Origin of the sequence: Streptomyces sp. MMBL 11-1 (assembly GCF_028622875.1) — a bacterium.
Taxonomy (GTDB): domain Bacteria; phylum Actinomycetota; class Actinomycetes; order Streptomycetales; family Streptomycetaceae; genus Streptomyces.
In genome coordinates this window covers 4603154-4625659 of the sequence record NZ_CP117709.1, presented here as the reverse complement: position 1 = coordinate 4625659, position 22506 = coordinate 4603154, and the positions used below count along the sequence as shown (strand labels likewise).

General features: G+C 71.9%; 22 protein-coding genes and 3 pseudogenes. 10 read left to right on the top strand and 15 right to left on the bottom strand.

Features of this window, described 5'->3' with window-relative positions; translation table 11 throughout:
• The first annotated feature begins 19 nt into the window (after positions 1-19).
• A pseudogene (locus PSQ21_RS20400) lies at positions 20-1449 on the top strand (phytase).
• A 297-nt stretch (positions 1450-1746) separates the two neighbouring features.
• Here PSQ21_RS20400 and pdxH read toward each other — a convergent pair.
• The gene (gene pdxH / locus PSQ21_RS20395) at positions 1747-2388 is read right to left on the bottom strand and encodes a pyridoxamine 5'-phosphate oxidase (RefSeq protein WP_337961704.1); all 642 of its coding nucleotides are present in this window, start codon (positions 2386-2388) and stop codon (positions 1747-1749) included.
• Positions 2389-2748: 360 nt separating this feature from the next.
• On the opposite strand from pdxH, the gene PSQ21_RS20390 reads away from it, so the two are divergent.
• A complete protein-coding gene (locus PSQ21_RS20390) occupies positions 2749-3852 on the top strand; it encodes a citrate synthase 2 (protein ID WP_274032061.1) in 1104 nt (367 codons plus the stop codon).
• A 100-nt stretch (positions 3853-3952) separates the two neighbouring features.
• On the opposite strand, the gene PSQ21_RS20385 is transcribed toward PSQ21_RS20390, so the two are convergent.
• Positions 3953-4540 (bottom strand): hypothetical protein, encoded by a 588-nt coding sequence (locus tag PSQ21_RS20385; RefSeq protein WP_274032060.1) that lies wholly within the window; start codon positions 4538-4540, stop codon positions 3953-3955.
• 69 nt (positions 4541-4609) lie between these two features.
• Positions 4610-5281, bottom strand: coding sequence for a class I SAM-dependent methyltransferase (locus PSQ21_RS20380; RefSeq protein ID WP_274032059.1), 672 nt, complete (start codon positions 5279-5281; stop codon positions 4610-4612).
• A gap of 119 nt (positions 5282-5400) precedes the next feature.
• On the opposite strand from PSQ21_RS20380, the gene PSQ21_RS20375 reads away from it, so the two are divergent.
• Positions 5401-6084, top strand: a complete 684-nt coding sequence (locus tag PSQ21_RS20375) for a helix-turn-helix domain-containing protein (protein WP_274032058.1) — start codon at positions 5401-5403, stop codon at positions 6082-6084.
• 334 nt (positions 6085-6418) lie between these two features.
• Positions 6419-7585, top strand: a complete 1167-nt coding sequence (locus PSQ21_RS20370) for an alanine--tRNA ligase-related protein (RefSeq protein ID WP_274032057.1) — start codon at positions 6419-6421, stop codon at positions 7583-7585.
• Between the two features lie 74 nt (positions 7586-7659).
• Here PSQ21_RS20370 and PSQ21_RS20365 read toward each other — a convergent pair.
• Positions 7660-7803 (bottom strand): annotated as a pseudogene (locus PSQ21_RS20365) (methyltransferase domain-containing protein); the annotation flags it as partial.
• A 1-nt stretch (position 7804) separates the two neighbouring features.
• Here PSQ21_RS20365 and PSQ21_RS20360 point away from each other — a divergent pair.
• Positions 7805-8056: pseudogene (locus PSQ21_RS20360) on the top strand (Twin-arginine translocation pathway signal); the annotation flags it as partial.
• Positions 8057-8157: 101 nt separating this feature from the next.
• Here PSQ21_RS20360 and PSQ21_RS20355 read toward each other — a convergent pair.
• The gene (locus PSQ21_RS20355) at positions 8158-8796 is read right to left on the bottom strand and encodes an HAD family hydrolase (protein WP_274032056.1); all 639 of its coding nucleotides are present in this window, start codon (positions 8794-8796) and stop codon (positions 8158-8160) included.
• Positions 8797-9183: 387 nt separating this feature from the next.
• Here PSQ21_RS20355 and PSQ21_RS20350 point away from each other — a divergent pair, with 387 nt between their 5' ends.
• The 4 genes from PSQ21_RS20350 (at position 9184) to PSQ21_RS20335 (ending at position 12536) form a co-directional block, all read left to right on the top strand.
• Entirely contained in the window at positions 9184-10374 is a 1191-nt protein-coding gene (locus PSQ21_RS20350; RefSeq protein ID WP_274032055.1) for a MarR family transcriptional regulator, read from the top strand.
• Between the two features lie 223 nt (positions 10375-10597).
• Positions 10598-10822 (top strand): hypothetical protein, encoded by a 225-nt coding sequence (locus PSQ21_RS20345; RefSeq protein ID WP_274032054.1) that lies wholly within the window; start codon positions 10598-10600, stop codon positions 10820-10822.
• A gap of 126 nt (positions 10823-10948) precedes the next feature.
• Positions 10949-11233 (top strand): YrhB domain-containing protein, encoded by a 285-nt coding sequence (locus tag PSQ21_RS20340; protein WP_274032053.1) that lies wholly within the window; start codon positions 10949-10951, stop codon positions 11231-11233.
• Position 11234: 1 nt separating this feature from the next.
• Complete coding sequence (locus tag PSQ21_RS20335) at positions 11235-12536, top strand: YrhB domain-containing protein (RefSeq protein ID WP_274032052.1); 1302 nt, start codon at positions 11235-11237, stop codon at positions 12534-12536.
• A 230-nt stretch (positions 12537-12766) separates the two neighbouring features.
• Here the strand turns inward: PSQ21_RS20335 and PSQ21_RS20330 are convergent, their stop codons facing one another.
• The 5 genes from PSQ21_RS20330 to PSQ21_RS20310 all read right to left on the bottom strand — a co-directional run bounded on the left by PSQ21_RS20330 (position 12767) and on the right by PSQ21_RS20310 (position 15491).
• The gene (locus tag PSQ21_RS20330; RefSeq protein ID WP_274032051.1) at positions 12767-13021 is read right to left on the bottom strand and encodes a DUF6332 family protein; all 255 of its coding nucleotides are present in this window, start codon (positions 13019-13021) and stop codon (positions 12767-12769) included.
• Between the two features lie 89 nt (positions 13022-13110).
• Positions 13111-13701 (bottom strand): DinB family protein, encoded by a 591-nt coding sequence (locus PSQ21_RS20325; RefSeq protein ID WP_274032050.1) that lies wholly within the window; start codon positions 13699-13701, stop codon positions 13111-13113.
• A gap of 107 nt (positions 13702-13808) precedes the next feature.
• Positions 13809-14228, bottom strand: coding sequence for a hypothetical protein (locus PSQ21_RS20320; RefSeq protein WP_274032049.1), 420 nt, complete (start codon positions 14226-14228; stop codon positions 13809-13811).
• 209 nt (positions 14229-14437) lie between these two features.
• Complete coding sequence (locus PSQ21_RS20315; protein ID WP_274032048.1) at positions 14438-14950, bottom strand: MarR family winged helix-turn-helix transcriptional regulator; 513 nt, start codon at positions 14948-14950, stop codon at positions 14438-14440.
• Positions 14951-15275: 325 nt separating this feature from the next.
• A complete protein-coding gene (locus tag PSQ21_RS20310) occupies positions 15276-15491 on the bottom strand; it encodes a DUF6243 family protein (protein ID WP_007454046.1) in 216 nt (71 codons plus the stop codon).
• A gap of 270 nt (positions 15492-15761) precedes the next feature.
• Between PSQ21_RS20310 and PSQ21_RS20305 the strand changes: the two genes are divergently transcribed.
• On the top strand, positions 15762-16160 hold the full coding sequence (locus PSQ21_RS20305) for a nuclear transport factor 2 family protein (protein ID WP_274032047.1): 399 nt from the start codon (positions 15762-15764) through the stop codon (positions 16158-16160).
• Between the two features lie 111 nt (positions 16161-16271).
• On the opposite strand, the gene PSQ21_RS20300 is transcribed toward PSQ21_RS20305, so the two are convergent.
• From PSQ21_RS20300 to PSQ21_RS20280, 5 genes are all read right to left on the bottom strand, one after another.
• The gene (locus PSQ21_RS20300; protein ID WP_274032046.1) at positions 16272-16880 is read right to left on the bottom strand and encodes a TetR/AcrR family transcriptional regulator; all 609 of its coding nucleotides are present in this window, start codon (positions 16878-16880) and stop codon (positions 16272-16274) included.
• A complete protein-coding gene (locus tag PSQ21_RS20295; protein WP_274032045.1) occupies positions 16868-17602 on the bottom strand; it encodes an enoyl-CoA hydratase family protein in 735 nt (244 codons plus the stop codon). Before PSQ21_RS20295 ends, PSQ21_RS20300 begins: the two co-directional genes overlap by 13 nt.
• Positions 17599-19182, bottom strand: coding sequence for a 4-coumarate--CoA ligase family protein (locus PSQ21_RS20290; protein WP_274032044.1), 1584 nt, complete (start codon positions 19180-19182; stop codon positions 17599-17601). Before PSQ21_RS20290 ends, PSQ21_RS20295 begins: the two co-directional genes overlap by 4 nt.
• A 134-nt stretch (positions 19183-19316) precedes the next feature.
• Positions 19317-20498: an acyl-CoA dehydrogenase family protein gene (locus PSQ21_RS20285; RefSeq protein ID WP_274032043.1), complete on the bottom strand. Its 1182-nt coding sequence runs from the start codon at positions 20496-20498 to the stop codon at positions 19317-19319.
• Complete coding sequence (locus tag PSQ21_RS20280; RefSeq protein WP_274032042.1) at positions 20495-22483, bottom strand: acetyl/propionyl/methylcrotonyl-CoA carboxylase subunit alpha; 1989 nt, start codon at positions 22481-22483, stop codon at positions 20495-20497. Before PSQ21_RS20280 ends, PSQ21_RS20285 begins: the two co-directional genes overlap by 4 nt.
• Positions 22484-22506 lie beyond the last annotated feature (23 nt).

Genomic DNA, 22506 nt, shown 5'->3' with positions numbered 1-22506 from the left:
CAACCGCAAGGACTCCTCCGTGACGCCACTCCGCATCACACGTCCGACGGCGGCGGCCACCCTCGCCGTCTGCGCCGCGCTCGCGACACTCGTCGCCGCCGCCCCGGCGCCCGCCGCACCCCATGCGCCCGGCGGTCGGCAGGACGGCCCCCGGCCGCTCCCCGCCGTGACGCCGCGCGCCGAGACCCCCACGCTGTACGACGACGAGCAGGGCGGCAACGCCAACGCGGACGACCCCGCGATCTGGCGCGATCCCGCCGCCCCGGACCGCAGCCTGGTGATCGCCACCGCCAAGGAGGGCGGGCTGCGGGTCTACGGTCTGGACGCCCGCCTGGTGCAGTCGCTGCCCGCGCCCGCCGCGCCCGGCCCCGACGACGCCCCGGGCCGCTTCAACAACGTCGACCTGGTGCACGGACTGCGTCTTTCCCCGGGCAGGACCGCTGACCTGGCGGTCACCTCCGACCGGGGCCACGACCGGCTGCGTATCCACCGCATCGACCCGTCCCGGCCGGGCGGCCCGCTGACCGACGTCACCGACCCGGCCGCGCCCCTGGTGTTCTCCGCCGACCAGGACGAGGTCAACGAGCAGGCGACGGCGTACGGCCTGGCCACCTGGACGGACCGCCGCAGCGGCCGTGCATACGCCCTGGCCAGCCGGCGAGACCGCACCTCGGTCGCGCTGCTGGAGCTGCTCCCGACCCGGTCCGGCACCGTCACGTACCGCAAGGTCCGGAGCCTCGATCTGCCCTCCGAGTTCCGGCTGCCCGACGGCACGTCCTGGACGCCCTGCGGCGACCCGGGCGAGCTGCCCCAGGTCGAGGGGATGGTGGTCGACCCGGCCGACGGCACGCTCTACGCCGGCCAGGAGGACGTGGGCATCTGGCGCATGCCCGCCGACCTGCGGGGGAAGCCCGTGCTGGTCGACAAGGTCCGCGAGTACGGCGTGCCCGGGACGTACGACGAGGAGAGCGAGGAGTGCGTCCCGGGGAAGGACCCGGGCTTCGGCGGCACCCGGATCTCGGCCGACGTGGAGGGGCTGACCCTGCTCCCCGAGCGGAACGGCGACCGGTATCTGCTGGCCTCCAGCCAGGGCGACGACACCTTCGCCGCGTACGCCCGCCGGACCGGCGTGAGAACGGGGCCGACCGCGGGAACGGGGCCCGCCACGAGGACCGGGCCCTCCCCCGGTACGCGGGCGGCTTCCGCGTGACGGCTGCCTCGGCGACGCTGGACGGGTCCGAGGTCTGCGACGGCGCGGCGGTACTGAACGAACCGCTCGGCAGCCGGTACCCGGGCGGCCTGCTCGTCGTCCAGGACGGCAACGCCACCCCGGCGCCGGACGGACGGGAGGCCACCGGCTTCAAGTTCGTGGATCTGAGGAAGGTCCGGGGCGCGCTGGGCCTCACGGGCACGGGCGGAGAGTCCGGCGCGGAGAAAGTCACCGAATAAATCGGTTGAACCGCGATCCGGGGCGCTCCTACTCTGGGGGCACACAGGAAAGGAGGTGTTCAAGAAGTGATTTCTTCTCGGACTCGTGAGGTGGCTGCGGGCTGACGCCCGTCGTCGCACTCTTTCTGCAGTGCAGGCCGGACGCCGGCCAATCCCAAGCAGTCACCGACCCGCAGGCTCGCCGGTAAGTCCGGCCGGCTCCTCTGTGCACGGAGGACCCAGAGCCTGCGGGTTTCTGCGTTTCCCGGCCCCCGTTCACCGTTCACGGTTCACGGCGTCAGGGTCGCGGCATCAGCGTCACGGGCAGAGCCGCTCCACCCGCCACTCACCGGTGCCCGGCTCGCCGCCCTCCCTCACGTACCGCAGCCGGTCGTGCAGCCGGTTCTCGTGCCCCTGCCAGAACTCGATCGTCTCCGGCACCACCCGGAAGCCGCCCCAGTGCGGCGGGGCCGGGACCTTCTCGCCCTCGGGGTAGCGGGCCGCCAGCTCCTCGTACCGGCGGAGCAGCTCCTCGCGGGAGCCGACGACGGTGGACTGGGCGCTGGCCCACGCGCCGAGCTGGGAGCCGTGCGGGCGGGTGCGGAAGTAACCGAGGGTCTCCTCGCGGGAGGTGCGGAGGGCGGTGCCGGTGACGATGACCTGGCGGGCCATCGGATGCCAGGGGAAGAGCAGCGAGACGTACGGGTTGGCCGCCAGCTCGCGGCCCTTGCGGGAGTCGTAGTTCGTGAAGAAGACGAAGCCACGGTCGTCGTACTGCTTGAGGAGCACGGTGCGCGACGACGGGCGGCCGTCCGGGGTGGCGGTGGAGACGATCATCGCGTTGGGCTCGTGCAGCACCCCGCCGACGGCGACCTGACGGAACCAGCGGGCGAACTGGTCCATCGGATCGGGGCTGAGATCGTGCTCGGTGAAGTCCTCCGAACGGTACTGCTCGCGCATCGCCGCCGGATCGGTGGTGGAATCGACAGGAGAGGGCATACGGGAGGGCACGGCGGAAGGAGCCTGATGGGCGGCGTGATCCGGTGCGGGCACAGCATGATCCGGAAGGGGCACGGAGTGATCTGGTGTGGGCACGGTCCCATCCTGCCGCAGCGGCCCAGTCTGCCCGGCGGGGAGGCCCCGTAACCACGCGGCGTCGAAATGGGGCCCTGTGCCGGATGTCACGCTTCCCCGCTCCCGGGGAACCCGCCAATATCTTGGGGCAGGCCCCTGTGTCCTTCGCGGTCCTCCACCGTCCTTCGCACAGCAGCGGCCTTGCCGCCCGCCGCCCGCCGCCCGCCGAACTGAGGGAGCCGACTGATGTCCGACTTCGTACCCGGTCTTGAGGGAGTCGTCGCGTTCGAAACGGAGATCGCCGAACCGGACAAGGAAGGTGGTTCGCTCCGCTACCGCGGGGTCGACATCGAGGATCTCGTCGGCCATGTCTCGTTCGGAAACGTGTGGGGCCTGCTGGTGGACGGGGCGTTCGCCCCCGGCCTGCCGCCCGCCGAGCCGTTCCCGCTCCCCGTGCACTCCGGTGACATCCGGGTCGACGTGCAGTCGGCCCTGGCGATGCTGGCCCCCGTCTGGGGTCTGAGGCCGCTGCTGGACATCGACGAGGCGACCGCCCGCGACGACCTGGCGCGGGCGGCCGTGATGGCGCTGTCCTACGTCGCCCAGTCGGCGCGCGGCCAGGGACGGCCGATGGTGCCGCAGAACGAGATCGACAAGGCGCAGTCGGTGGTGGAGCGGTTCATGATCCGCTGGCGCGGCGAGCCGGACCCGAAGCATGTGAAGGCGGTCGACGCGTACTGGACGTCGGCGGCCGAGCACGGCATGAACGCCTCGACGTTCACGGCCAGGGTCATCGCCTCGACGGGCGCGGACGTCGCGGCCGCCCTGTCCGGCGCGGTGGGCGCCATGTCGGGCCCGCTGCACGGCGGCGCCCCGTCCCGGGTCCTCGGCATGATCGAGGAGATCGAGCGTACGGGCGACGCGAGCGCGTACGTGAAGCAGGCACTGGACCGGGGCGAACGCCTGATGGGCTTCGGCCACCGCGTCTACCGCGCCGAGGACCCCCGCGCCCGCGTCCTGCGCCGCACGGCCCGCGAGCTGGCCGCCCCGCGCTTCGAGGTGGCGGAGGCGCTGGAGAAGGCGGCGCTGGAGGAGCTGCACGCACGGCGTCCGGACCGCGTCCTGGCGACGAACGTGGAGTTCTGGGCGGCGATCGTGCTGGACTTCGCGGAGGTCCCGGCGCACATGTTCACGTCGATGTTCACCTGTGCCCGTACGGCGGGCTGGTCGGCGCACATCCTGGAGCAGAAGCGCACGGGCCGTCTGGTGCGCCCCTCGGCGACGTACATCGGCCCGGGGACGCGTGACCCGCGCGAGATCGACGGGTACGACGCCATCGTCGCGGGGTGAGAAGGCCGCTGGTCCGGGGCCCCGGGACGAAGCCCCGGGGCTGAGCCCCGGACCAGCTCGGAGCTTCCGCCTCGGAGCTTCCCGGCTCGGAGCTTCCGGCTCAGAGCTTCCCGGACATGAAGGCCGTACGGTGGCCGTCCAGCCGGCGGTCGAACTCCGCGAGGAAGGCCGGGGTGAGGTCGGGCCATCCCCAGAAGGTGAAGCCGAGGTTGCCGAACGCGAAGCAGCCGTCCATTCCGGTCCAGTCGGCGAGCGGGGACGACCCGTCGCAGTGCACGCACCGCACGAGGCCCTCGCCTCCCTCCTCCCAGTCGGTGAGCGCCTCGGAGAACGGGTCCCAGGCACCGGGTATCTCTTCCCAGTCCTCCTCGTGGAACTCGACGTCCCGCTCACAGCGCGGGCATCCGGCCGAGGCCGGATCGGCCCCCTGCCCGGCGTCGAACACGGTGCGCGTGACTTCGACGTCGAGCGGCCCGCCCTGCCACGGCTCGCCCCAGCCGGTGCTGTCGACGACCTCCCGGATACGCGGTCCCGGCGGATATCCAGGCCCCTTGCCGAGGACCAGTTCGGTGCGCTCGGGCCCGATGACGCCCTCGGCCACGAGCCAGGCGACGACACGTGCGGCCAGCGGGGCCGCATCGGCCTCGGTCACGTCACGGTCGACGATGCTCTGGAAGTAATCCCCCACGGCTCCCCCTTCGGCCCCTGCGGCCCTCCGATTCCGGCGGTCTCCACTCTGCCACCCGCCTCCGACAGTTCAGGTGGCCCCGTCCCGGCGGACGGCGATGACGTTGTCGGTCACGGTCGCCGTCTCGCCGCCGGGTCCGGTGGCGGTCCGCCGGGGCGCGTGGCACCGCTCGGTCCGCCACCCGTCGCCGAGCCGCAGGGACGCGAGTACGTCGTCGGGGGCGGGGAAGCGTATGTCCTCATGGCCGTCCCGCCAGGACCAGGGCGCGAGCGAGGCGTGCTCGACCAGCACCAGCAGGCCACCGGGGGCGACGGCCTCAGTGGCGCGCCGGAGCACCTGGTCGCGGGGGATCTCCACAGGGGTGTGGAAATAGCTGGCGGTCACCAGGCCGAAGGTCCCGTCGGGGAAGGACCGGGCCAGGTCGTGCCGGCTCGGGTGGACGCGGTCGGCGAGCCCGGCGGCGGCGGCCCCGGCGGCGACCCGGCCCAGGGCGGTCGCCGAGACGTCGACGGCGGTGACGTCCCAGCCGAGCGAGGCGAGCCAGAGCGCGTCGCCGCCGTGCCCGCAGCCGAGGTCCAGCGCCCGTCCGCCGTCGCCCGGAGCGGGGGCCAGGGCGGTGACGGCCTCGGCGAGGACGGCGTTGGGGCGGGTGCCCCACCGCGCGTCCACGCCGGCGTAGTGGTTCTCCCAGAAGGTGGCGGAGTCGGTGGCGCCGGTGGTGTCGGTGGTGTCGCTGCTCATGGCTGCTCCCTTTCATGCCCGTGGAGGCCGCTCCGGACGAGCCGCCCCGCTGGACAGGAAGGTGCGCCGCGTCCTGCCGCCCTTGCAAGCTCCCATGCCGTTTCGGCAACCTGACTGCCATGGCAGCCGAAGAAGACGCAGCACGACAGACGCCCAAGGACCCCGGGAGCACCAGGAATACCGGGACCGCCCCCGGGACCGCCGGGACCGCCAAGAACGGCGTGCTGGCGGCGGTCGGTCCCCGCCTCAGAGAACTGCGGCGCAGGCACGGGTTGACCCTGGCCGAGCTGGCCGCGCGGACCGGGATCAACGAGAGCACCCTGTCCCGTCTGGAGGGCGGCACGCGCAAGCCGACGCTGGAGTTGCTGCTGCCGCTGGCGGAGGTCCACGCGGTACCGCTGGACGAGCTGGTGGGCGCGCCCCGCACGGGTGACCCGCGCATCCACCTCCGCCCGGTCACCCGCGAAGGCCTCACCTACGTACCGCTCAGCCGCCCGGGCGGGGTCCAGGCCCACAAGCTGCTGATCCCGCCGGGGCCAGACATCGAGCCGACCCTGCGGACCCACGAGGGCTTCGAGTGGCTGTACGTACTGGCCGGGCGGCTACGGCTGATCCTGGGCGACCGAACCCTGGTCCTGAAGCCGGGCGAGGCAGCGGAGTTCGACACCCACGTGCCGCACTGGCTCGGCCCCGACAACGACCGGACGGTGGAGCTCCTGGTCCTCTTCGGCCACCAGGGCGAGCGAGCCCACCTGAGAGCCCGCCAGGTGCCGGAGCGGCGACCGGCGGGGGACAGCCCCTGAGCCCCCCGTCCATCGCCCTGCGCCCTGTGCCACGCGCTCGCCACCGCCCCCGACCCCGCCACCGGCCCCACCGCCCGCGAACAGCCCTTCGCCGCAGAATTCGCGTGCCCCGGTGGCCGGGGCGAGCTAGGCTCGACCGCATGAACGTCACCGGCCTCAGCACCACCGCGACCGCGCGAGCGACCAGCTCGCCGGTTGCCGCCGCCTGACCTTCTCTCCCCCCGGCGACCGGAAACGGTCCGTCGGCAGTGCCGTGGCGCCTCTGGCCCCGGCCCGGGTGACCGAACGGTCCCGTTCTCCGGCGCCTTCCCGTCGTCACGCGAAGGAGCCCTCCATGCGAACGGACCAGTTGGTCAGCACGTTCATCGATTACTACGAAGAGCGCGGCCATCGCCGCATCACCGGCTCGACCCTGCTGCCGCCCGACGGCGACCCCGTACTCTTCACCACCTCGGGCATGCACCCGCTCACTCCGTACCTGGAGGGCCGCCCCCACCCGCTGGGCCGACGGCTGGTGAACGTACAGCGCTGCCTGCGTACCACGGACCTGGACGAGGTCGGGGACGCCACCCACCTGACGGTCTTCGAGATGCTCGGCACCTGGTCGCTGGGCGACTACGGGGGCCCGCGCAGCCTCGACTGGGGGTACGGGCTGCTCACCGAGGGCCTGGGCATCGATCCCGGTCTGCTGCACGCCACCGCCTTCGGCGGTGACGGCCGAACCGAACCGGACACGGCCTCTGTCGACCTGTGGCAGAGCCTCGGCGTCCCCGTGGAACTCACTGTGGAGGACAACTGGTGGCCCAACGACGGGGCCGGCCCCTGCGGCCCCGACTCGGAGATCTTCCTGTGGACCGGCGAGGGCCCGCCGCAGTCGACGCCCACCCGCGACGACCGCTGGGTCGAGGTGTGGAACCACGTCACGATGACCCACCGCCGCCTCGGCGACGGCTCCCTCGTGCCCCTCCCCCAGCGCAACGTCGACACCGGCCTCGGCCTGGAACGGCTGGCCGCCCTGCTCCAGGGCAAGTCGTCCGTCTTCGCATGCGACCTCTTCGACCCCTGGCGCCGCCTGGTGCCCGCCCTGTGGCCGCTCGACGAACCTTCACTGCGCCTGGTCTGCGACCACCTGCGCTCGGCCGTCGTGGTACTCGGCGACGGCGTACGCCCCGCCAACACGGGGCGTGGCTATGTGCTGCGCCGCCTGGTACGGCGGGTACTCACCGTGCTGTGGCGGGAGGATCCCTCACGCAGTGTCGGGGATCTTCCGGAAGAACTGGTCCGGCACACCGTGGACCACTTCCGGCAGGACCTGCGCCCGGTCGACGTGCTCCGGATGCTGCTCGAAGAGGAGCGCCGGTTCGGCCGGCTTCTGGAGCGCGGCCGAGGGGTACTCGCCAAGCCCCGGTTCCGAGGCCCGCTGACCGAGGAGGACCTCCACTACCTCCACGACACCCATGGCCTGCCGCGCGAGCTGGTGATGAGCCTGCGCGAGGAGTGAGGGCGTGAAGGGGGCCGCCCCCGCCCCGGCATCGAGGTGCCCGGCCGTGCACACGGCCGGGCCCCGCGCTCGGGTCACGCCCTGCTGGGCCGGACGACCTCGGCCGGGTCCCGCAGCCATACCTGCTGGCCCCGGCCGGTCACGGTCAGCCCGAACTGCCCGGCGTCGGGTCGCCCCAGCGCCTCGTACTCCCACCAGGCCTGCTCGATCTCCTCCCATGGATACCTGGAGGTACAGCGAGCCACCTGCTACAGGCGGCTCGGCCTCGGCGCCGAAGCGGGTTCCCTGTGGACACAGGTACTGGCAGGGGTACCGGAGACGGCCCGCCGAGACCACGGGGTGTACATGGCCCGACAGGCGACCGCCGCCGCAGCAGCGCGGGAGCCAAACCAAGCTGTGGAGATCGCCCGCACCGTGGCCACCATCGCCATCGAGACCCGTTCCGCGCGCATGCGCAGGGAACTTGACACTTCCTGATCAGGGCAAGCAGATCCGCCTGCCGGTCTTCTGCGGGCCGCCGGAAGACACCCACTGACCGTACGCGCGCGATGACGTTGTGGAACCTGATTTCTCTACTTTCCGGCGATCGCCGGGAGTTCCGTGAGCGACTGGATCACCCAGTCGGCAGTCGCGTTCACCTGCTCGTCGGCGCTCCACAGGTGCCCCCAGGGGCCGCGGCGGATGTGTACGGTGCGGAGCCCAGCCCTGGCTGCGGGAAACGTGTCGTTCGCGGGGTGATCACCGACGTACACGGTGTCTCTCGCGGGGGCACCGGACGCTTCGAGGACCTGGTCGAAGAACTCCGCCGAAGGCTTGGAACAGCCCCATTCCTCAGAGGTTGCGACAAGATCGGCGGGCAGGTCGAGCGCCCGGAGCAACTCACCCGCGCGCACGGTCTGGTTGCCCGCGACAACGACGCGCATCCCGAGTTGCCGTAGCTTCGCAAGTGCGGGGCGGACGTCTTCGTACAGGTCGGACTCATCGAGGTGCTCACCCCGTCCGGCTGCCTCGCGGGCGGCGTATTCGGCCGGAATGTCGATGCCCGGCCTCACCAGCCTCAGCGCTTCGGAGTTGTCGAGCCCCTGGGCAGTCACGGCGCCGACCAGGGCGGACAGAGTGTGTCTGGGCATGCCGAGCCAGTCGGCCCAGGAACCCCAGTAGCGGTCGTCGCGGACGAGAGTCTCACCTATGTCGAACACGAACGTCTTCACGCGTCGAGCCTAGGGACGGCAGTCAGGCATCGCGACATCATCCCGGCCATGGGTCCTGGACCCGAGACCCGAGATGCGGTACAAACCATTCACTCGTTCGGGCGTACTCAATAGACACCCCGCCCCGAAGCTCGGGGTGCGAGTTTCAGGCGCCGGAATGCGAGACCCGGGATTCGAGCGCCTTCTCTAACCGGTAGGCAGAAGAAGGGGTTTGGGAAAACCTCCCCCACCTCCCCGCCCCCGTCACGGCCAGCAAGTATGACTATTCGCGGCAGCTTGCAGCGGGCCATCCGCACTGCTTACGGTGCGAGAACCAAGCGACCCCGACGCGGTGTGTAGGAGCACCAGGCCGGGGTCTCACCACACGATCGAAGAAAGGTCGATCCCGTGGCTACCCAGCACCCTAGCTCCGCCCTGCCCGCCCCCGCACGCTCCACCGCGTACCCGATGGCCAAGCCCGGCTACGGCAAACGCTCCGCGCCGGACCAACGCCCGCACACACCGCACGACTTCGCGCTCCTGCCGACGCGGGAGCGGTATGTCGCCGGGTTCGTCGACCACCTCCCCGAGGGCGCGGCGATGAGCGTGAAGACCCTGGCCAAGCAGCTTCCGCTCTACGGGCAGCAGGCCATCTCCACCGCCCTCAAAGCCCTGTCCGTCGCCGGGCACCTGCGGCGCGTACGGTGCGCGGTCGGCGCGGGCGAGACGACCCGCTGGGCGTTCCGCACCTTCTGGTCGCGGACCGCCCGCGACAACGAGTGGTGGAACGCCTATCTCACCGCCGAGAACGCCTGGGCCACCCGCCCCGCGCTCGGAGTGACGCCCCCCGCCACCGCCGCCCCTCCGCCTCCCTGGGTCCCTGCCGAAAACCCGCCGCCCACGCCGCCGGAGAGGCCTCGGGGAGAAGCCGCCCCGGACTCACCGGAGCCGTCCCGCGCGGAAGGCGCCCCGGGGCCCGCAGAGCCTGCGGAGGCCCCGGCCCCCGCCTCCGTACCGCACCAGCGCACCCCGGCCGACCCTCCGGACACGGCACCCGCGCCGGGCCCTGCCCCGAGCGCTGCTCCGGCGACGACCGCCACGGGTCCGGCTGATCCGACGGCACCGACGCCTCTCCCCTCCCCCGCCTATCTCGCCCTGGCCAGGCTCGGCCGCACGGACCATCGCCTGGGGCTGTCCGCCGACGACTGCGCCACCCTGGAAGCCCAGGCGGCGGAATGGCTCGCCCGGGGCGTGGACGCCGACTACCTGACCGCCGCCCTCACCGCAGGGCTCCCCGCCCAGGTCGACAGCCCCCGCGGCTTCGTCCGCCGCCGCCTCATCGACAAGATCCCGCCCCGCCTGCTGCCTGCTGAGCAGGCGTCGCCCGCCGCGCCCGCCCGCCGCATCCTGATGGAGTGCACCGACTGCGGCACCCCCGGGCGCCCCGAGGCCCTCCCCGACGGGCTCTGCCGCCCCTGCCGCGCCGCCCACGACCCTGGGTCGGCCGAGCCCCCGGCTCCTGCCGTCGAGGCCCCGGCCGACGCCCGCGACATCGGGGCGTACATCGCCGGCCTCCGCGACCTTCTCAAAGCCCCTTGAGAGGTGTTGCAGGTGTGCGTCGTGCCGTCCAGATCGCAGATGTGATGATGTGCGTCACGCCTGAGTACAAGGGCCGGGCAGGCGAACAGCCACGGGCCGAAACCCGAAGTCGCGACTCGCGGAGTACGCCGAATTGGTCCGCCCTGTACGGGAATCCGGCGAGTCGGGAAGCACGACAGATGCCTCCACCGCGGACTCGACGTCCGCGCAGTCCGAGACTCCGATGCAGCCCACCACGGCCCAGGTCGGCGCGGGCCCGGCGACCGAGGATGCCCCTGTCACTCAACTTCGGCTGGAATATGCTGCGTTGCTGGAAAGGCTCCGAGCCACCCCGGTCCTGGTGCCGCTGGGCGATGGACACCCGCCCGACGAAGAGCGAGGGCTACTGACCGCCGACTTGAACGGCATCCGCTTCATCATCGCCGGTGAAGGGAATCGTGCCCGATGAGGCCGCGATCGACGCCGACACACACCCATAGGGGAGATACCTGAACGGGGCGGCGAGGACCTCAGGACTCAGGGTCTGACCCCGTATCACCATGGAGCTCCCTAGATGGTAAGCAGAGACGAAGCAGTGACAAGCGCCGAAGCATTCCTGCGTAAAGTCGCGTATCCAGATCGAGCGGATTCCATCGTGATGCGCCCGGATACTGCCATTGAGTTCACCTACGGCTGGACAGTTTGTTTCGATTTCAAAGAACACATCGAAACAGGCGATTTCACTCAGGCGCCCTTTTCTGCCGTGATCGTGGTCCCGCACGACCGTTCCGCCGCCCATTTCGCTCCCACTTTCCCGCCGACAGAGGAATACATGGCCCTCCAGGCCTCGGGTAACTGGCCGCCCAAGAAGGGGCATTGACATGCTCCGCCCCGACCAGCAAGCCGCTGCCTGGCTCGCCCACACCTATGGCGGGCTCGCGGAACTGGTGGCACCGCACCCTGTGGCCGAGTCGGCCACGGCCTGGCTCATGGCCTGCCGGACCGTGCAGCAGCCCGGCTTCCCGCACACCCCCATGCTCGCGGCCTCGGTGGTCGTCCCCAAGGACGGCAGCTCCCCCTTCCACCCCGCGCCGAGCGCGCCCCTCACCGATCTGGAGCCCGCCGCGTCGTACGAGGCCGCTGTCGCGCGCAGCCAGAACCAGGGGCGCAGGATCAACGCGCGCGGCACCGTGGTGGCCATGCACTCGGCGATCAACGGAAGCCCTTCCGTACCGCTCGCCTGGCAGCCTTCGGACGAGGCTCCCGGCTGGTGGAGCAGGCTGACCCGCCGATACTTCCCCGAGTTCGAGCGTGTGCGCGCGAGCAGTTGGGACGAGGTCGTGAAGGCAGTCGCGGAGCCGGGGCCCGACACTCGGGGGTTGGTGTGGATACGCCGCGAACTCGCCGGTCAGGAAGCCACGGGCAATCTGGTGTACGCGCACAACAACAAGGGGCAGGTCGTCTTCCTCGACAGCCTGACGTCGTCCCTCGCCCGATTGGACACCGACCACGTACGCGAGTTGGTCCTCGTCCGTGCCCTGCCTGAGGCGCTGAGGACTCCACGCCGGTCCTGGGAGCAGGAGGCTCACGACTTCGAGGCGGCGGTGGCCAAGGCCCGGCTGTGGCTGGAGAACGCGTACGGAGGCGAGGCCGAGCTGGTCGGGCCCACCACCGGCGACGAGACACGGCGGGGCTGGGTCTTCTCCTGCGACACCCGGCGGCACCTACGCGGGGGACGCTGGCAGGACACCATGCTCGACGCGACACTGGTCGTCCCCAAGGACACTGCCGAGCCGTTCGGTCTGCCGAATTCGGATCCCTGGGAGTGGCTGGCCCACTGGGATGCGGGAGGCGTTCCCGGCACCGGGAAGTTTCCGACTCCTCCCCCGCCCGGCCGTGCCGACTGGTTCGACTCGACCCTCGCCCAGCTCGGTCCCGTTCTGTCGACGTCGGACCACCAGGTCTGGTCTTCGGCGGTCGACGAACTGTCGTCCTTCCCTGCCGGGTCACGGGCCCTGATCTGGATCCGTCGCACGGACGGCCGGGGCCGCGAGGCCGTGGGGTGGCTGGTCAACGGACTCACCACAGCGACCGGAGTGCTGCTCCTCGACGGCTCGTCCGAAGAACCCGTGTCGTTCGACCCGACCGGAGTCCAGGCGTTGCACGTGATCCGGTACCGCTGAGGCCGCAGCCGCTCCAGGTGGAGCCGGTCCGCTCCGGAGCCCGCTCCACCTGCGCCGTCCGAGGCCCTCCCCGACGGGCTCTGCCGCCCCTGCCGCGCCGGCCTCCGCGACCTTCTCAAAGCCCCGTAGGAGTCATCTCATTCAGTGAGCCCGCGACAGCAGGTGCGGGCGATGCTGAGAAAGCTGGTCCACTGGCCGACCTTGCGCTCGTGGCGGGTCGAGCCGTGCCGTCAGTGGCCTTTGCGGCGCTCCACGTCGAAGCGACGCAGCACCCGTACCAGACGCCACACTCCGGCCGCTCCTCCCGCCAGGGCTCCCCCCACCCGTACGCCTGTGGACGCCGCGTCGGAGAGGTCAAGGACGAGAGTGAGGGTCAGCGCGACGGCGAAGACCGCCGCGGCGAGGGCAGCGGCGGTCACCAGGGCGAAGGCGATCTCTACCGTCATCGCATCCTTGTCCCACCGCGACTCACGCCCCATGTCCATGCCGGAAGTCTCGCAGCGCGGTCAACCCCCGGTGCCCGATGCCGGCAGCGTCCGACCCCCACCGGCCGGGGTGCCCCTTCCTCGGGGGATCACGTCTCAGCCTTGAGCGGTGCGGCAGTCCGGGCGGCCCGCTCGATCTTCGCGCGGTAGGCCGCCCTGGCCGCCCTGTCGATCTCCTGCTCGTGTTCTGCGCGTAGGCCGGTCCGGCCGTCGATGCCCTCCCGCAGGATGTCGGCGTGCCCGGCATGGCGGTTGGTCTCGCCCAGGACATGGACCATGACGGCGAACAGGTTCGTGTTGCGATGCGGGTCCGGCCACCACGGCACGTGGCCGGGGGCGTCGAGGGGAAGTCCTTGGATCGTCACGTCCGAGTGTTCCCACGTGCGTCGGCAGAACCCGACGATCTGATCGCGGGTCTCGTCCTCGGCCGGCCACTGATCGCTGCCGTCGTGGTCCTGCCAACGGGACAGCGGTTCCGGGGAAGGGCGGTCGAAGACCTCGCCGAAGTACCTGGCCTCGACGGTGGCCACGTGCTTGACCAGGCCGAGGAGGTTGGTCCCGGTCGCTGTCAGAGGTCGGCGGGCGTCGTATTCGGACAGGCCGTCGAGCTTCCAGAGCAGCGCCTCGCGGTCCCGCCGCAATCTTCCGTGCAGGTGGTCCTTCGCGAATTCGTCGATCATGGGGCGCGAGCCTGCCATGGGCCGCTCATGGTCTCAAGATCCCGTACGTGGCCCGCAGACAGCTGGTCCGGCGCACCCATGGCTCCTCGGGCCCGATCCGGACCAGCTCACAGCCGCTTGAGCCCGGCGTACTGGAGGGCTGCGAAGCCGCCGACCGTCAGGCTCTGCAGCACGATCCAGACCGCGCCGACGCCGGTCGGAGACAGCACGCCGGAGACCACCACCACCAGGCTGAGCAGGACCCACAGCAGGTTCGCCGCGATGACCGCCGTCAGTCCCGTGCGGTTGATCTCCTTCCGCGTCCCGATCGCGAGCACTCCCAGCGCGTAGAGAAGCAGGAACACCCCGACCGGGTACTGGACCGCCGTCGTGACGCCGAAGAAGGAGTCGAGGACCGTGGCGAGTGCCAGGTAGGCGATGCCGTTGAGGCCGGTGACCACCGCGTCCAGCTTGAGCGCCAGCCTGGCGAACCCGTCGGATCCCGTCGCCCTCGTGCAGGCAAGCCCGTCATACCGCGTCGAAGCCATTGTCGTCTTCCTCTCGTGCACCAGGGAGTCGCCCGGATACGGAAGCGGCCCCTCGGGTGGGGCCTCCGAACAATGCTGAAGTTAGGCGGCCCCACGGAGGGCCTCAATTACCTCCGAGGTAACCGCCCGCCGCATCCAGCGGCCCGCGCTCACGGTCGGGAATCACCGCCCCGCGCCGCCCTGGTGGAGGAGGTTCCTCGTGGGCCCCGTCACGAAGTCCGAGGCGTCGCTCCCGCATTCCCGTCGCTCTCGACATTGGCCACCATCTTGCGCAGTACCTGGAGCGCGGCCACGTACTCCTCGTCGCTGATGCCCTTGTGGACCACGGCGCGTACCTCGGTCGCCAGTTCACGGAGCCGCACCCTGGCGGCCTCCCCCGCATCCGTGAGGTGCAGGCGCTGATCGTCATCGATGCCGAGCCACTCACGGTGGAGCAACTGGTCGACGACCCTGGCTATCTCGTGCGGCCCGTCGGCAAGGTGCGTCAGCTGCGCGACGACCTCTTCGCGGCTCGGTGCTGCGGGGCCGCCGTTCACGCGGTTGAGGACCCAGTACTGGGGCTGCGTGACGTCGATCCTGGCCATCGCGTCCCGCAGATGCCGCGTGACGGTCGCGTGGGCCAGGCCGCTCCAGTAGCCGACCGGCTGCGTGGCCAGCATGTCATCGGTGGCGGCCGGGTTCGCCGGCGCCTGGTCGGTGGTGTTCGTCATCGGAGATTCCATGATCGCAACGCTATGGTTCCGCGACGCGCCGAACAAACGGAATGCGGTATTCATTTCGAACGCCGCATACACACCCCGGCGCTCCGGGCGAAGACCGTCATTCTGGCCGCCGAAAGCCACTGCGGATATCGGTGCGGATATGGGTGCGGGTATCGGTGCGGGTATCGGTGCGGGTATCGGTGCGGATTCGGGCCCGCTTAGGGGTGCGCACATAGCGCGGCCACCGCTGATGATCGGTCGGCGAAGACAAACCATCACGCGGTGGCCGGGGAGCACGAAAGGCACTGCCTCGTGCGGCTCGCCGCCGAACCGCGGCGGCGGTGCGTCAGCTCTGTGCGGTGTCGTCGCCCGTCTGCCCGGTGCCCTCGGCCGCGCCGGTCTTCTCGCGCATCTTGCGCACCAGCTCCGCCTTCTGGTCGGCCGCGCTCCGGCGGTCGAGGTTGCGGTGCGGGCCGTTGTTCTGCCGCTCGGCGCGGGACAGCTTCTTGCGCTGGCCGCCACCCTGGCCCACGGGGTTGTTGATGTTCTTGCTCACGGTCATGGATTCTCCCGGTAAGGATGTGCGGTGATCTACGGATTCGCCGGTGGGGGACGGGCGGCGACGCCCAAGGGCGTCAGCGGCGGCCCATCACGCTCTCACTCGTACATCGGCGCCAGGAAGAACATGACAAAGACGTTACCCGGTTCCGTCAGCCCCGCGTACCAACCCTTTCGCCGCCACCGCGCCGGCCGGGCCTCCGCCGCCCCTCCGAAAGGCGAGGCCTGGAGGTCGAGGCCCGAAGGGTGAGGCCTCATCGGCGAGGATGGCCGGATGAGTCAGGAAACCGAAGACGTAAGCGCGGCGATCGACGGCGAGTTGCGGCTGATGGACCCCGCCGTACGTCTCTCCCGGCCGGTCGCCGAGACGCTGCTCGACCCGGAGTTCGTCGAGGTCGGGGCCTCCGGGAGGCGGTGGACGTACGAGGAGATGCTCGCCGCGCTCCCCGGCCTGGACGGCGGGGACGCGGAAGGCCCGCGCTACCAGGCCTCCGGCATGACCGGGGTGGTGCTGGGGCCGGGGCTGGTGCACCTCACGTACGAGACCGTCATCGGCGGCGAGCGGGCCCGCCGGAGTTCGCTGTGGCGCAGGCGGGCCGGGGAGGCGTCGTGGCGGATGTACTACCACCAGGCGACGCCCGTTCCGGCCCGGGAGAGCTCCGAGCGCCCCTGAGCCTCGCGGCCCCGAACGAGCGGACTTCGCCGGGCGCGGCCGGGATGCGGTGCGGAGCCCGGGGCCGGGTGGTGTCGTTGCCGTCGGCGGCCCGGGAGCCCCGTACGGGCCTCACCCCAGCCCCTCCTCCACCAGCGCCGCCCACTGCGCCACCACCCGCGCCCGCCGGGCGGTGTCGTCGGTGAGGAGGTTGGCGAGGCCGAGGCCGCGGGCCATGTCCAGGAGGCCCTGGACCGTTTCGCGGGCGCCGAGGCAGGACTCGTCGGCGCCCAGGAGTTCGACGGCGATCCGGTGGGTCTCCCGGCCCACCCGCGCCTCCAGTTCCGTGACGCGCGGGCGGAGCTGGGCCTCGTTGGAGGCGGCGACCCAGAGCTGGAGCGCGGCCCGGAACAGAGGGCCGGTGTAGAGGTCGACCAGGGCCGCGACCACCTCGGCGCGGCCCTGGACGGGAAGCGCGCGCAGGGCGGCGGAGCGTTCCTCGGCGACGTACTCCACCGCCCCCGTGAACAGGTCCTCGCGGGTCGGGAAGTGGTGCTGGGCCGCGCCGCGCGAGACGCCGGCGCGCTCGGCGACGACGGACACGGTGGAGCCCGCCCAGCCGTGTTCGGCCAGGCAGGCCACCGCCGCCTCCAGGAGCCGCTGCCGCGTCGCCCGGCTGCGGTCCTGCTTGGGCGGGTGAGCGGATCTCAGAGGGCTGGAAGGTGGTGTCACCGCACCCATGCCGGGTCCCGTCGTTCGAGGAAGGCCGTCATCCCCTCCCTCGCCTCGTCGGAGGCGAACAACGCGGCGGATCGGGCGACGAGGTCTTCGGCGTACTGGTCGAAGCTCCTCAGCACCGTAGCCGTGACCAGCTCCTTCGATGCGGCCAGCCCCTGCGGCGAGGCCCGGCGCAGGCCGTCCAGGATGGGTACGAGTGCCTCGTCGACGTCCTCGGCCGCCACCGTGACCAGGGAGATCCTGGCCGCCTCCGCCGCGTCGAAGCGCTCACCGGTCAGGTAGTAGCGGTTGGCCGCCGCGCGGTCCAGGCGGGGGAGCAGGGTGAGGGAGATGACCGCCGGGGCCAGGCCCAGCCGGGACTCCGTCAGGGCGAAGGTCGAGGCCGGGCCCGCCACCGCGATGTCGCACGCCGCCAGCAGGCCCAGGCCGCCCGCCCGGACATGGCCCGCCACCCGGGCCACCACCGGCTTCGGCAGCTCCACGATCTGCCGCATCAGGCCGACGAACGCCTCCGGGTCCGGCGGCGCCGTCAGGTCCGCCCCGGCGCAGAACGTCGTGCCGGTGTGGGTGAGCAGCACCGCCCGTACGGTGTCGTCGGAAGCGCAGCCCTCCAGAGCCTCCCGCAGTTCGGCCACCAGCGCCGCGGACAGCGCGTTGCGGTTGGCCGGGGACGCCAGGGTCAGCGTCGCGATGCCCCGCTCCCCCGTCCGTACGATCAGGGTCACTGTTCCGCCGCCCTCTCCCGGTCGCGCAGCACCCGCCGGAGGATCTTCCCGGACGCCGCCCGGGGCACCTCCTCGACGAACTCGGCCTGCCGCACCTTCTTGTACGGGGACACCCGCTCGGCGACGTACGCCATGACGTCGTCCGCCGTCAGCTCCCCGCCCGCCGGGCTCCGCACCAGGAACGCCTTCGGGACCTCGTTGCCCTCCGCGTCGTACACCCCGATCACCGCCGCGTCCGCGAGGTGCTCGTGGCTCAGGAGCAGGGCCTCCAGCTCGGCGGGGGCGACCTGGTACCCCTTGTACTTGATCAGCTCCTTGACCCGGTCGACGACGAACAGCCAGCCGTCCGCGTCCACCCGCCCGACGTCGCCGGTGTGCACCCAGCCGTCCGCGTCGATCATGTGGGCGGTGGCGTCGGGGCGTCCCAGGTAGCCCTTCATGACCTGGGGGCCGCGGATGAGGATCTCGCCGTCCGCGCCGGGCTCCGCGTCCTTCTCCGGGTCCTCCAGCGACACGATCCGCATCTCGGTGCCCGGCAGCAGCTTGCCGACCGTGCCCGGCGGCGGCTGCTCGACGGAGAGCGGCACCACGTGCGTACCGGGCGACAGCTCCGTCATCCCGTACGCCTGCCGCACCGGCGGCACGCCCAGCCGGGCCGAACACGCCGCCGCCAGCTCGGCGTCCAGCGGGGCGGCGGCGCTGACGATGTACTGGAGCGAGGACAGGTCGTACTCCCCCACCAGCGGGTGCTTCGCCAGGGCCAGCACGATCGGCGGGGCCACGTACAGACCGGTGATGCGGTGGGTCTGGATGGCCTCCAGGAACTGCGCGAGATCGAAGCGGGGCAGCACCACGACCGTCGAGCCGCAGCGCAGCGGGACGTTCATCAGCGCGGTCAACCCATAGATGTGAAAAAAGGGGAGTACGGCCAGGATGCGGTCGCCCTCGCCCATGGGGATGAACGGTCTCAGCTGCTCCAGGTTGGTCGCGATCGACCGGTGCGTGAGCATCACGCCCTTGGGCGTGCCCGTCGTGCCGGAGCTGTACGGGAGCGCGGCGACGTCCTCGCCGGGGTCGATGAGGATCTCGGGCTCGGGGGCGGTGGAGGACAGCATGTCCAGGATGGAGGTGTGGCCCTCCGCCTGGTCGCAGACGTAGATCTCCCGTACGCCGCCGGTGAGTTCGGCGGCCCGGCGGGCGGTCGCCAGGAGTGGGGAGACCGTGACGATCCACTTCGCCCCGCTGTCGGCGAGCTGCTTGGCGAACTCCTCGGGCGTGGCCAGTGGGTGGACCGTGGTCACGGAGGCGCCGGCGCGGGTGGCGCCGTGGAAGACCGCCGGGTAGGCGATGGTGTTCGGGCTGTGGAGGGCGAGGACGTCGCCCTTGCGGAGACCGGCCTCGGCGAGCGCGGCGGCGATGCGCCGGTGGAAGCCGTCGAGTTGGGCGTACGTGAGGGAGGCGCCGTTCGTCCCGTCGATCAGGGCGACGGTGTCACCGAATCCGGCGGCCCCGCCGAGGACCGCTTCGTGGATGGGCGTGTCGAGGGCCGGTACGTCTGCGTACTCGCTGCGGAACACCATGGCGGTCCCCTGTCGTCGCGGATGCCCGCGCCGCCCGGGTGGCGGCGCGGGACGCCGTGCGGGTGTGGAGGGTCAGAATCACCCCTGTGGGGGAGGGATGGGGAGAGGTCGGACGGAAGCGGGTCAGGAAAGGTTCAGTACGACTTCGGCAGGCCCAGCGTCTGGTGCGAGACGTAGTTCAGGATCATCTCGCGGCTCACCGGGGCGATCCGGGCCACCCGGGACGCGGTGATCAGGGACGCGAGGCCGTACTCGCGGGTCAGTCCGTTGCCGCCGAGGGTGTGCACGGCCTGGTCGACCGCCTTCACGCACGCCTCGCCCGCCGCGTACTTCGCCATGTTCGCCGCCTCGCCCGCCCCGACGTCGTCGCCCTCGTCGTACAGCCGGGCCGCCTTCTGCATCATCAGGCGGGACAGCTCCAGGTCGATGTGGGCGGTGGCCAGCGGGTGCGCGATGGCCTGGTGGGAGCCGATCGGGGCCTTCCAGACCTGCCGGGTACGGGCGTACTCGACGGCCTTGGAGAGCGCGTAGCGGCCCATGCCGATGCCGAACGCGGCCGTCATGATCCGTTCGGGGTTGAGCCCCGCGAAGAGCTGGAGGAGGCCCGCGTCCTCGTCGCCGACCAGGGCGTCGGCCGGGAGGCGTACGTCGTCCAGGACCAGCTCGAACTGCTTCTCGGGCGCGTGGAGTTCCATGTCGATCCGGTTCCGCCCGAACCCCGGCTCGTCGCGCGGGACGATGAACAGGCAGGGCTTCAGCTTCCCCGAGCGGGCGTCCTCCGTGCGGCCGACGATCAGCGTGGCGTCGGCTATGTCGACGCCGGAGACGAAGACCTTGCGGCCGGTCAGTACCCAGTCGGTTCCGTCGCGGCGAGCGGTGGTGGTGATGCGGTGGGAGTTGGAGCCGGCGTCGGGCTCGGTGATGCCGAAGGCCATGGTGAGGCTTCCGTCGGCGAGGCCCGGCAGCCACTTCCGCTTCTGGTCCTCCGTGCCGAAGCGGGCGATGACCGTGCCGCAGATCGCGGGCGACACGATCATCATCAGGAGCGGCGACCCCGCCGCACCCAACTCCTCCAGGACGATGGAGAGTTCGGCCATGCCGCCGCCCCCGCCGCCGTACTCCTCGGGGAGGTTCACCCCGAGGTAGCCGAGCTTGGCGGCCTCCGCCCACAGCTCGTCGGTGTGGGCTCCCTCGCGGATGACGGTGGTCATGTAGTCGCGTCCGTACCGCTTGCCGAGGGCGGCGACGGCGGCGCGCAGGGCCTGGTGCTCTTCGGTTTCGAGGGTCGTGCCGGCGACGGTACGGGCGGTGCTCATGCGGTCTCCTCCGGTACGGGGATGGCGGCCGGGCCCTCCTGGACCACGGCGAGCAGCGCGCCGACCTCGACCTGGTGGCCGGGGGTGGCGTGCAGGGCGGTGAGGGTGCCGGAGGCGGGGGCGAGGATGCGGTGCTCCATCTTCATCGCCTCCAGCCAGATCAGCGGCTGCCCGGCCTCGACGGCGACGCCGGCGGCCAGGCCCTCCGCGAGGCGGACGACCGTCCCGGGCATCGGGGCGAGCAGGGAGCCCGGGTCGGTGTGGGTGGCGGGGTCGGTGAAGCGGGGCAGGGCCGTGAAGGTGTACGAGGCGTCGGCGGTGTCCACGTACACCCGGTCGCTGTCGCGGTCGGCGGTGACCGTGAAGTGCCGGGCGACCCCTTCCACTTCGAGGGTCACCCGGTCCGGAGTGACGGCCAGGCCCCGGACGCCCGGGGTGTCGTGCGGTACCGGGACGCCGGTGCGCGGGGTGCGGTAGGTGATCTCGTGCTCGGCCCCGTCGGGTTCGCTCCGGTAGCGCTTGACCTGCGGCCCCGAGGGCACGTTGCGCCAGGCCCCGAAGCGGATGGGGGCGGGGCCGCCGGTGCCGGTGGTGCGGACGGCTGCCGCCAGGGCCGCGGCGAGGGCGGCCGTCGCCGGGTTCCGGCCGGGGGCCGGGGCGGTCAGGGCCGCCAGGTGCCGGTCGTAGAACCCGGTGTCCGGGCGCGCCGCCGCGAAGTCCGGGTGGCGCAGCGACCGTACGAGCAGCTCCCGGTTGGTGACCGGGCCGTGGATCCGGGCCCGCTCCAGCGCGCGGGCCAGCAGCCGGACGGCCCCGGCGCGGGTCGGGGCGTGGGCGATCACCTTGGCGAGCATCGGGTCGTAGTGCACGCCGATGGTGTCGCCGCCGGTGTATCCGGTGTCCAGGCGCAGGCCCGGCGCGTCCGGCACGTCCAGTGCGAGGAGCGCTCCGGTCTGCGGCTGCCAGTCGCGTGCGGGGTCCTCGGCGTAGAGCCGGGCCTCGACCGCGTGGCCCGACGGCGGCGGAGGCGTCGGTGCCAGCGGCTCGCCCTCCGCCACGCGCAGTTGCAGGGCGACCAGGTCGAGCCCGAACACGGCTTCGGTGACCGGGTGTTCGACCTGGAGGCGGGTGTTCATCTCCAGGAAGTACGGGCGTCCCTCGGCGGAGACCAGGAACTCCACGGTCCCCGCGCCCCGGTAGCCGACGGCACGGGCCGCCGCCACCGCCGCCGCGTGGAGCCGGGTGCGCAGGCCGTCGTCCAGGCCGGGGGCGGGTGCCTCCTCGATGACCTTCTGGTGGCGGCGCTGGAGCGAGCAGTCCCGGGTGCCGAGCGCCCACACGGTGTCGTGCTCGTCGGCCATCACCTGGACCTCGACGTGCCGGCCGCGTTCCACGTACGGCTCGGCGAAGACCTCGCCGTCCCCGAAGGCCGACGCGGCCTCGGCGGCGGCCGCCAGCAACTCGCCCGGCAGCGCGTCCAGTTCGCGGACGATCCGCATGCCGCGTCCGCCGCCGCCCGCCGCCGCCTTCAGCAGCAGCGGCAGATCGCCGGGGCCCGCGGTCGCCGGGTCCACGGGGGCCAGCAACGGGACCCCGGCCCCGGCCATCAGCTCCTTGGCCCGGGTCTTGGACGCCATCAGCTCGATGGCCTTCACCGGCGGGCCCACCCACACCAGGCCCGCGTCCCCCACGGCGGCGGCGAAGGCGGCGTTCTCGGAGAGGAAGCCGTAGCCGGGGTGCACGGCGTCCGCCCCGGCGGCCAGCGCGGCGGCCACGACGAGATCGCCGCGCAGATAGGTGTCGGCGGGGGCCGCGCCCGGCAGGCGTACGGAGAGGTCGGCCTCCCGTACGTGCAGGGCGCCGGCGTCCGCGTCGGAGTACACGGCGACGGTGGTGATGCCCAGGTCGCGGCAGGTGCGGAAGATCCGGCAGGCGATCTCGCCCCGGTTGGCGACGAGCAGGGTGTGGATCACGTCACTCCTCATGGGCGGGTCACATCCGGAAGGTT

Coding starts and splice junctions, on each gene's coding strand:
- pdxH (WP_337961704.1), bottom strand. CDS start 2,388: ATGCGCGAGCAGTACCGTTCGGAGGACTTCACCGAGCACGATCTCAGC.
- PSQ21_RS20390 (WP_274032061.1), top strand. CDS start 2,749: ATGTCCGACTTCGTACCCGGTCTTGAGGGAGTCGTCGCGTTCGAAACG.
- PSQ21_RS20380 (WP_274032059.1), bottom strand. CDS start 5,281: ATGAGCAGCGACACCACCGACACCACCGGCGCCACCGACTCCGCCACC.
- PSQ21_RS20375 (WP_274032058.1), top strand. CDS start 5,401: ATGGCAGCCGAAGAAGACGCAGCACGACAGACGCCCAAGGACCCCGGG.
- PSQ21_RS20370 (WP_274032057.1), top strand. CDS start 6,419: ATGCGAACGGACCAGTTGGTCAGCACGTTCATCGATTACTACGAAGAG.
- PSQ21_RS20345 (WP_274032054.1), top strand. CDS start 10,598: ATGCAGCCCACCACGGCCCAGGTCGGCGCGGGCCCGGCGACCGAGGAT.
- PSQ21_RS20335 (WP_274032052.1), top strand. CDS start 11,235: ATGCTCCGCCCCGACCAGCAAGCCGCTGCCTGGCTCGCCCACACCTAT.
- PSQ21_RS20330 (WP_274032051.1), bottom strand. CDS start 13,021: ATGGACATGGGGCGTGAGTCGCGGTGGGACAAGGATGCGATGACGGTA.
- PSQ21_RS20325 (WP_274032050.1), bottom strand. CDS start 13,701: ATGATCGACGAATTCGCGAAGGACCACCTGCACGGAAGATTGCGGCGG.
- PSQ21_RS20320 (WP_274032049.1), bottom strand. CDS start 14,228: ATGGCTTCGACGCGGTATGACGGGCTTGCCTGCACGAGGGCGACGGGA.
- PSQ21_RS20315 (WP_274032048.1), bottom strand. CDS start 14,950: ATGGAATCTCCGATGACGAACACCACCGACCAGGCGCCGGCGAACCCG.
- PSQ21_RS20310 (WP_007454046.1), bottom strand. CDS start 15,491: ATGACCGTGAGCAAGAACATCAACAACCCCGTGGGCCAGGGTGGCGGC.
- PSQ21_RS20305 (WP_274032047.1), top strand. CDS start 15,762: ATGAGTCAGGAAACCGAAGACGTAAGCGCGGCGATCGACGGCGAGTTG.
- PSQ21_RS20300 (WP_274032046.1), bottom strand. CDS start 16,880: ATGGGTGCGGTGACACCACCTTCCAGCCCTCTGAGATCCGCTCACCCG.
- PSQ21_RS20290 (WP_274032044.1), bottom strand. CDS start 19,182: ATGGTGTTCCGCAGCGAGTACGCAGACGTACCGGCCCTCGACACGCCC.
- PSQ21_RS20285 (WP_274032043.1), bottom strand. CDS start 20,498: ATGAGCACCGCCCGTACCGTCGCCGGCACGACCCTCGAAACCGAAGAG.
- PSQ21_RS20280 (WP_274032042.1), bottom strand. CDS start 22,483: ATGAGGAGTGACGTGATCCACACCCTGCTCGTCGCCAACCGGGGCGAG.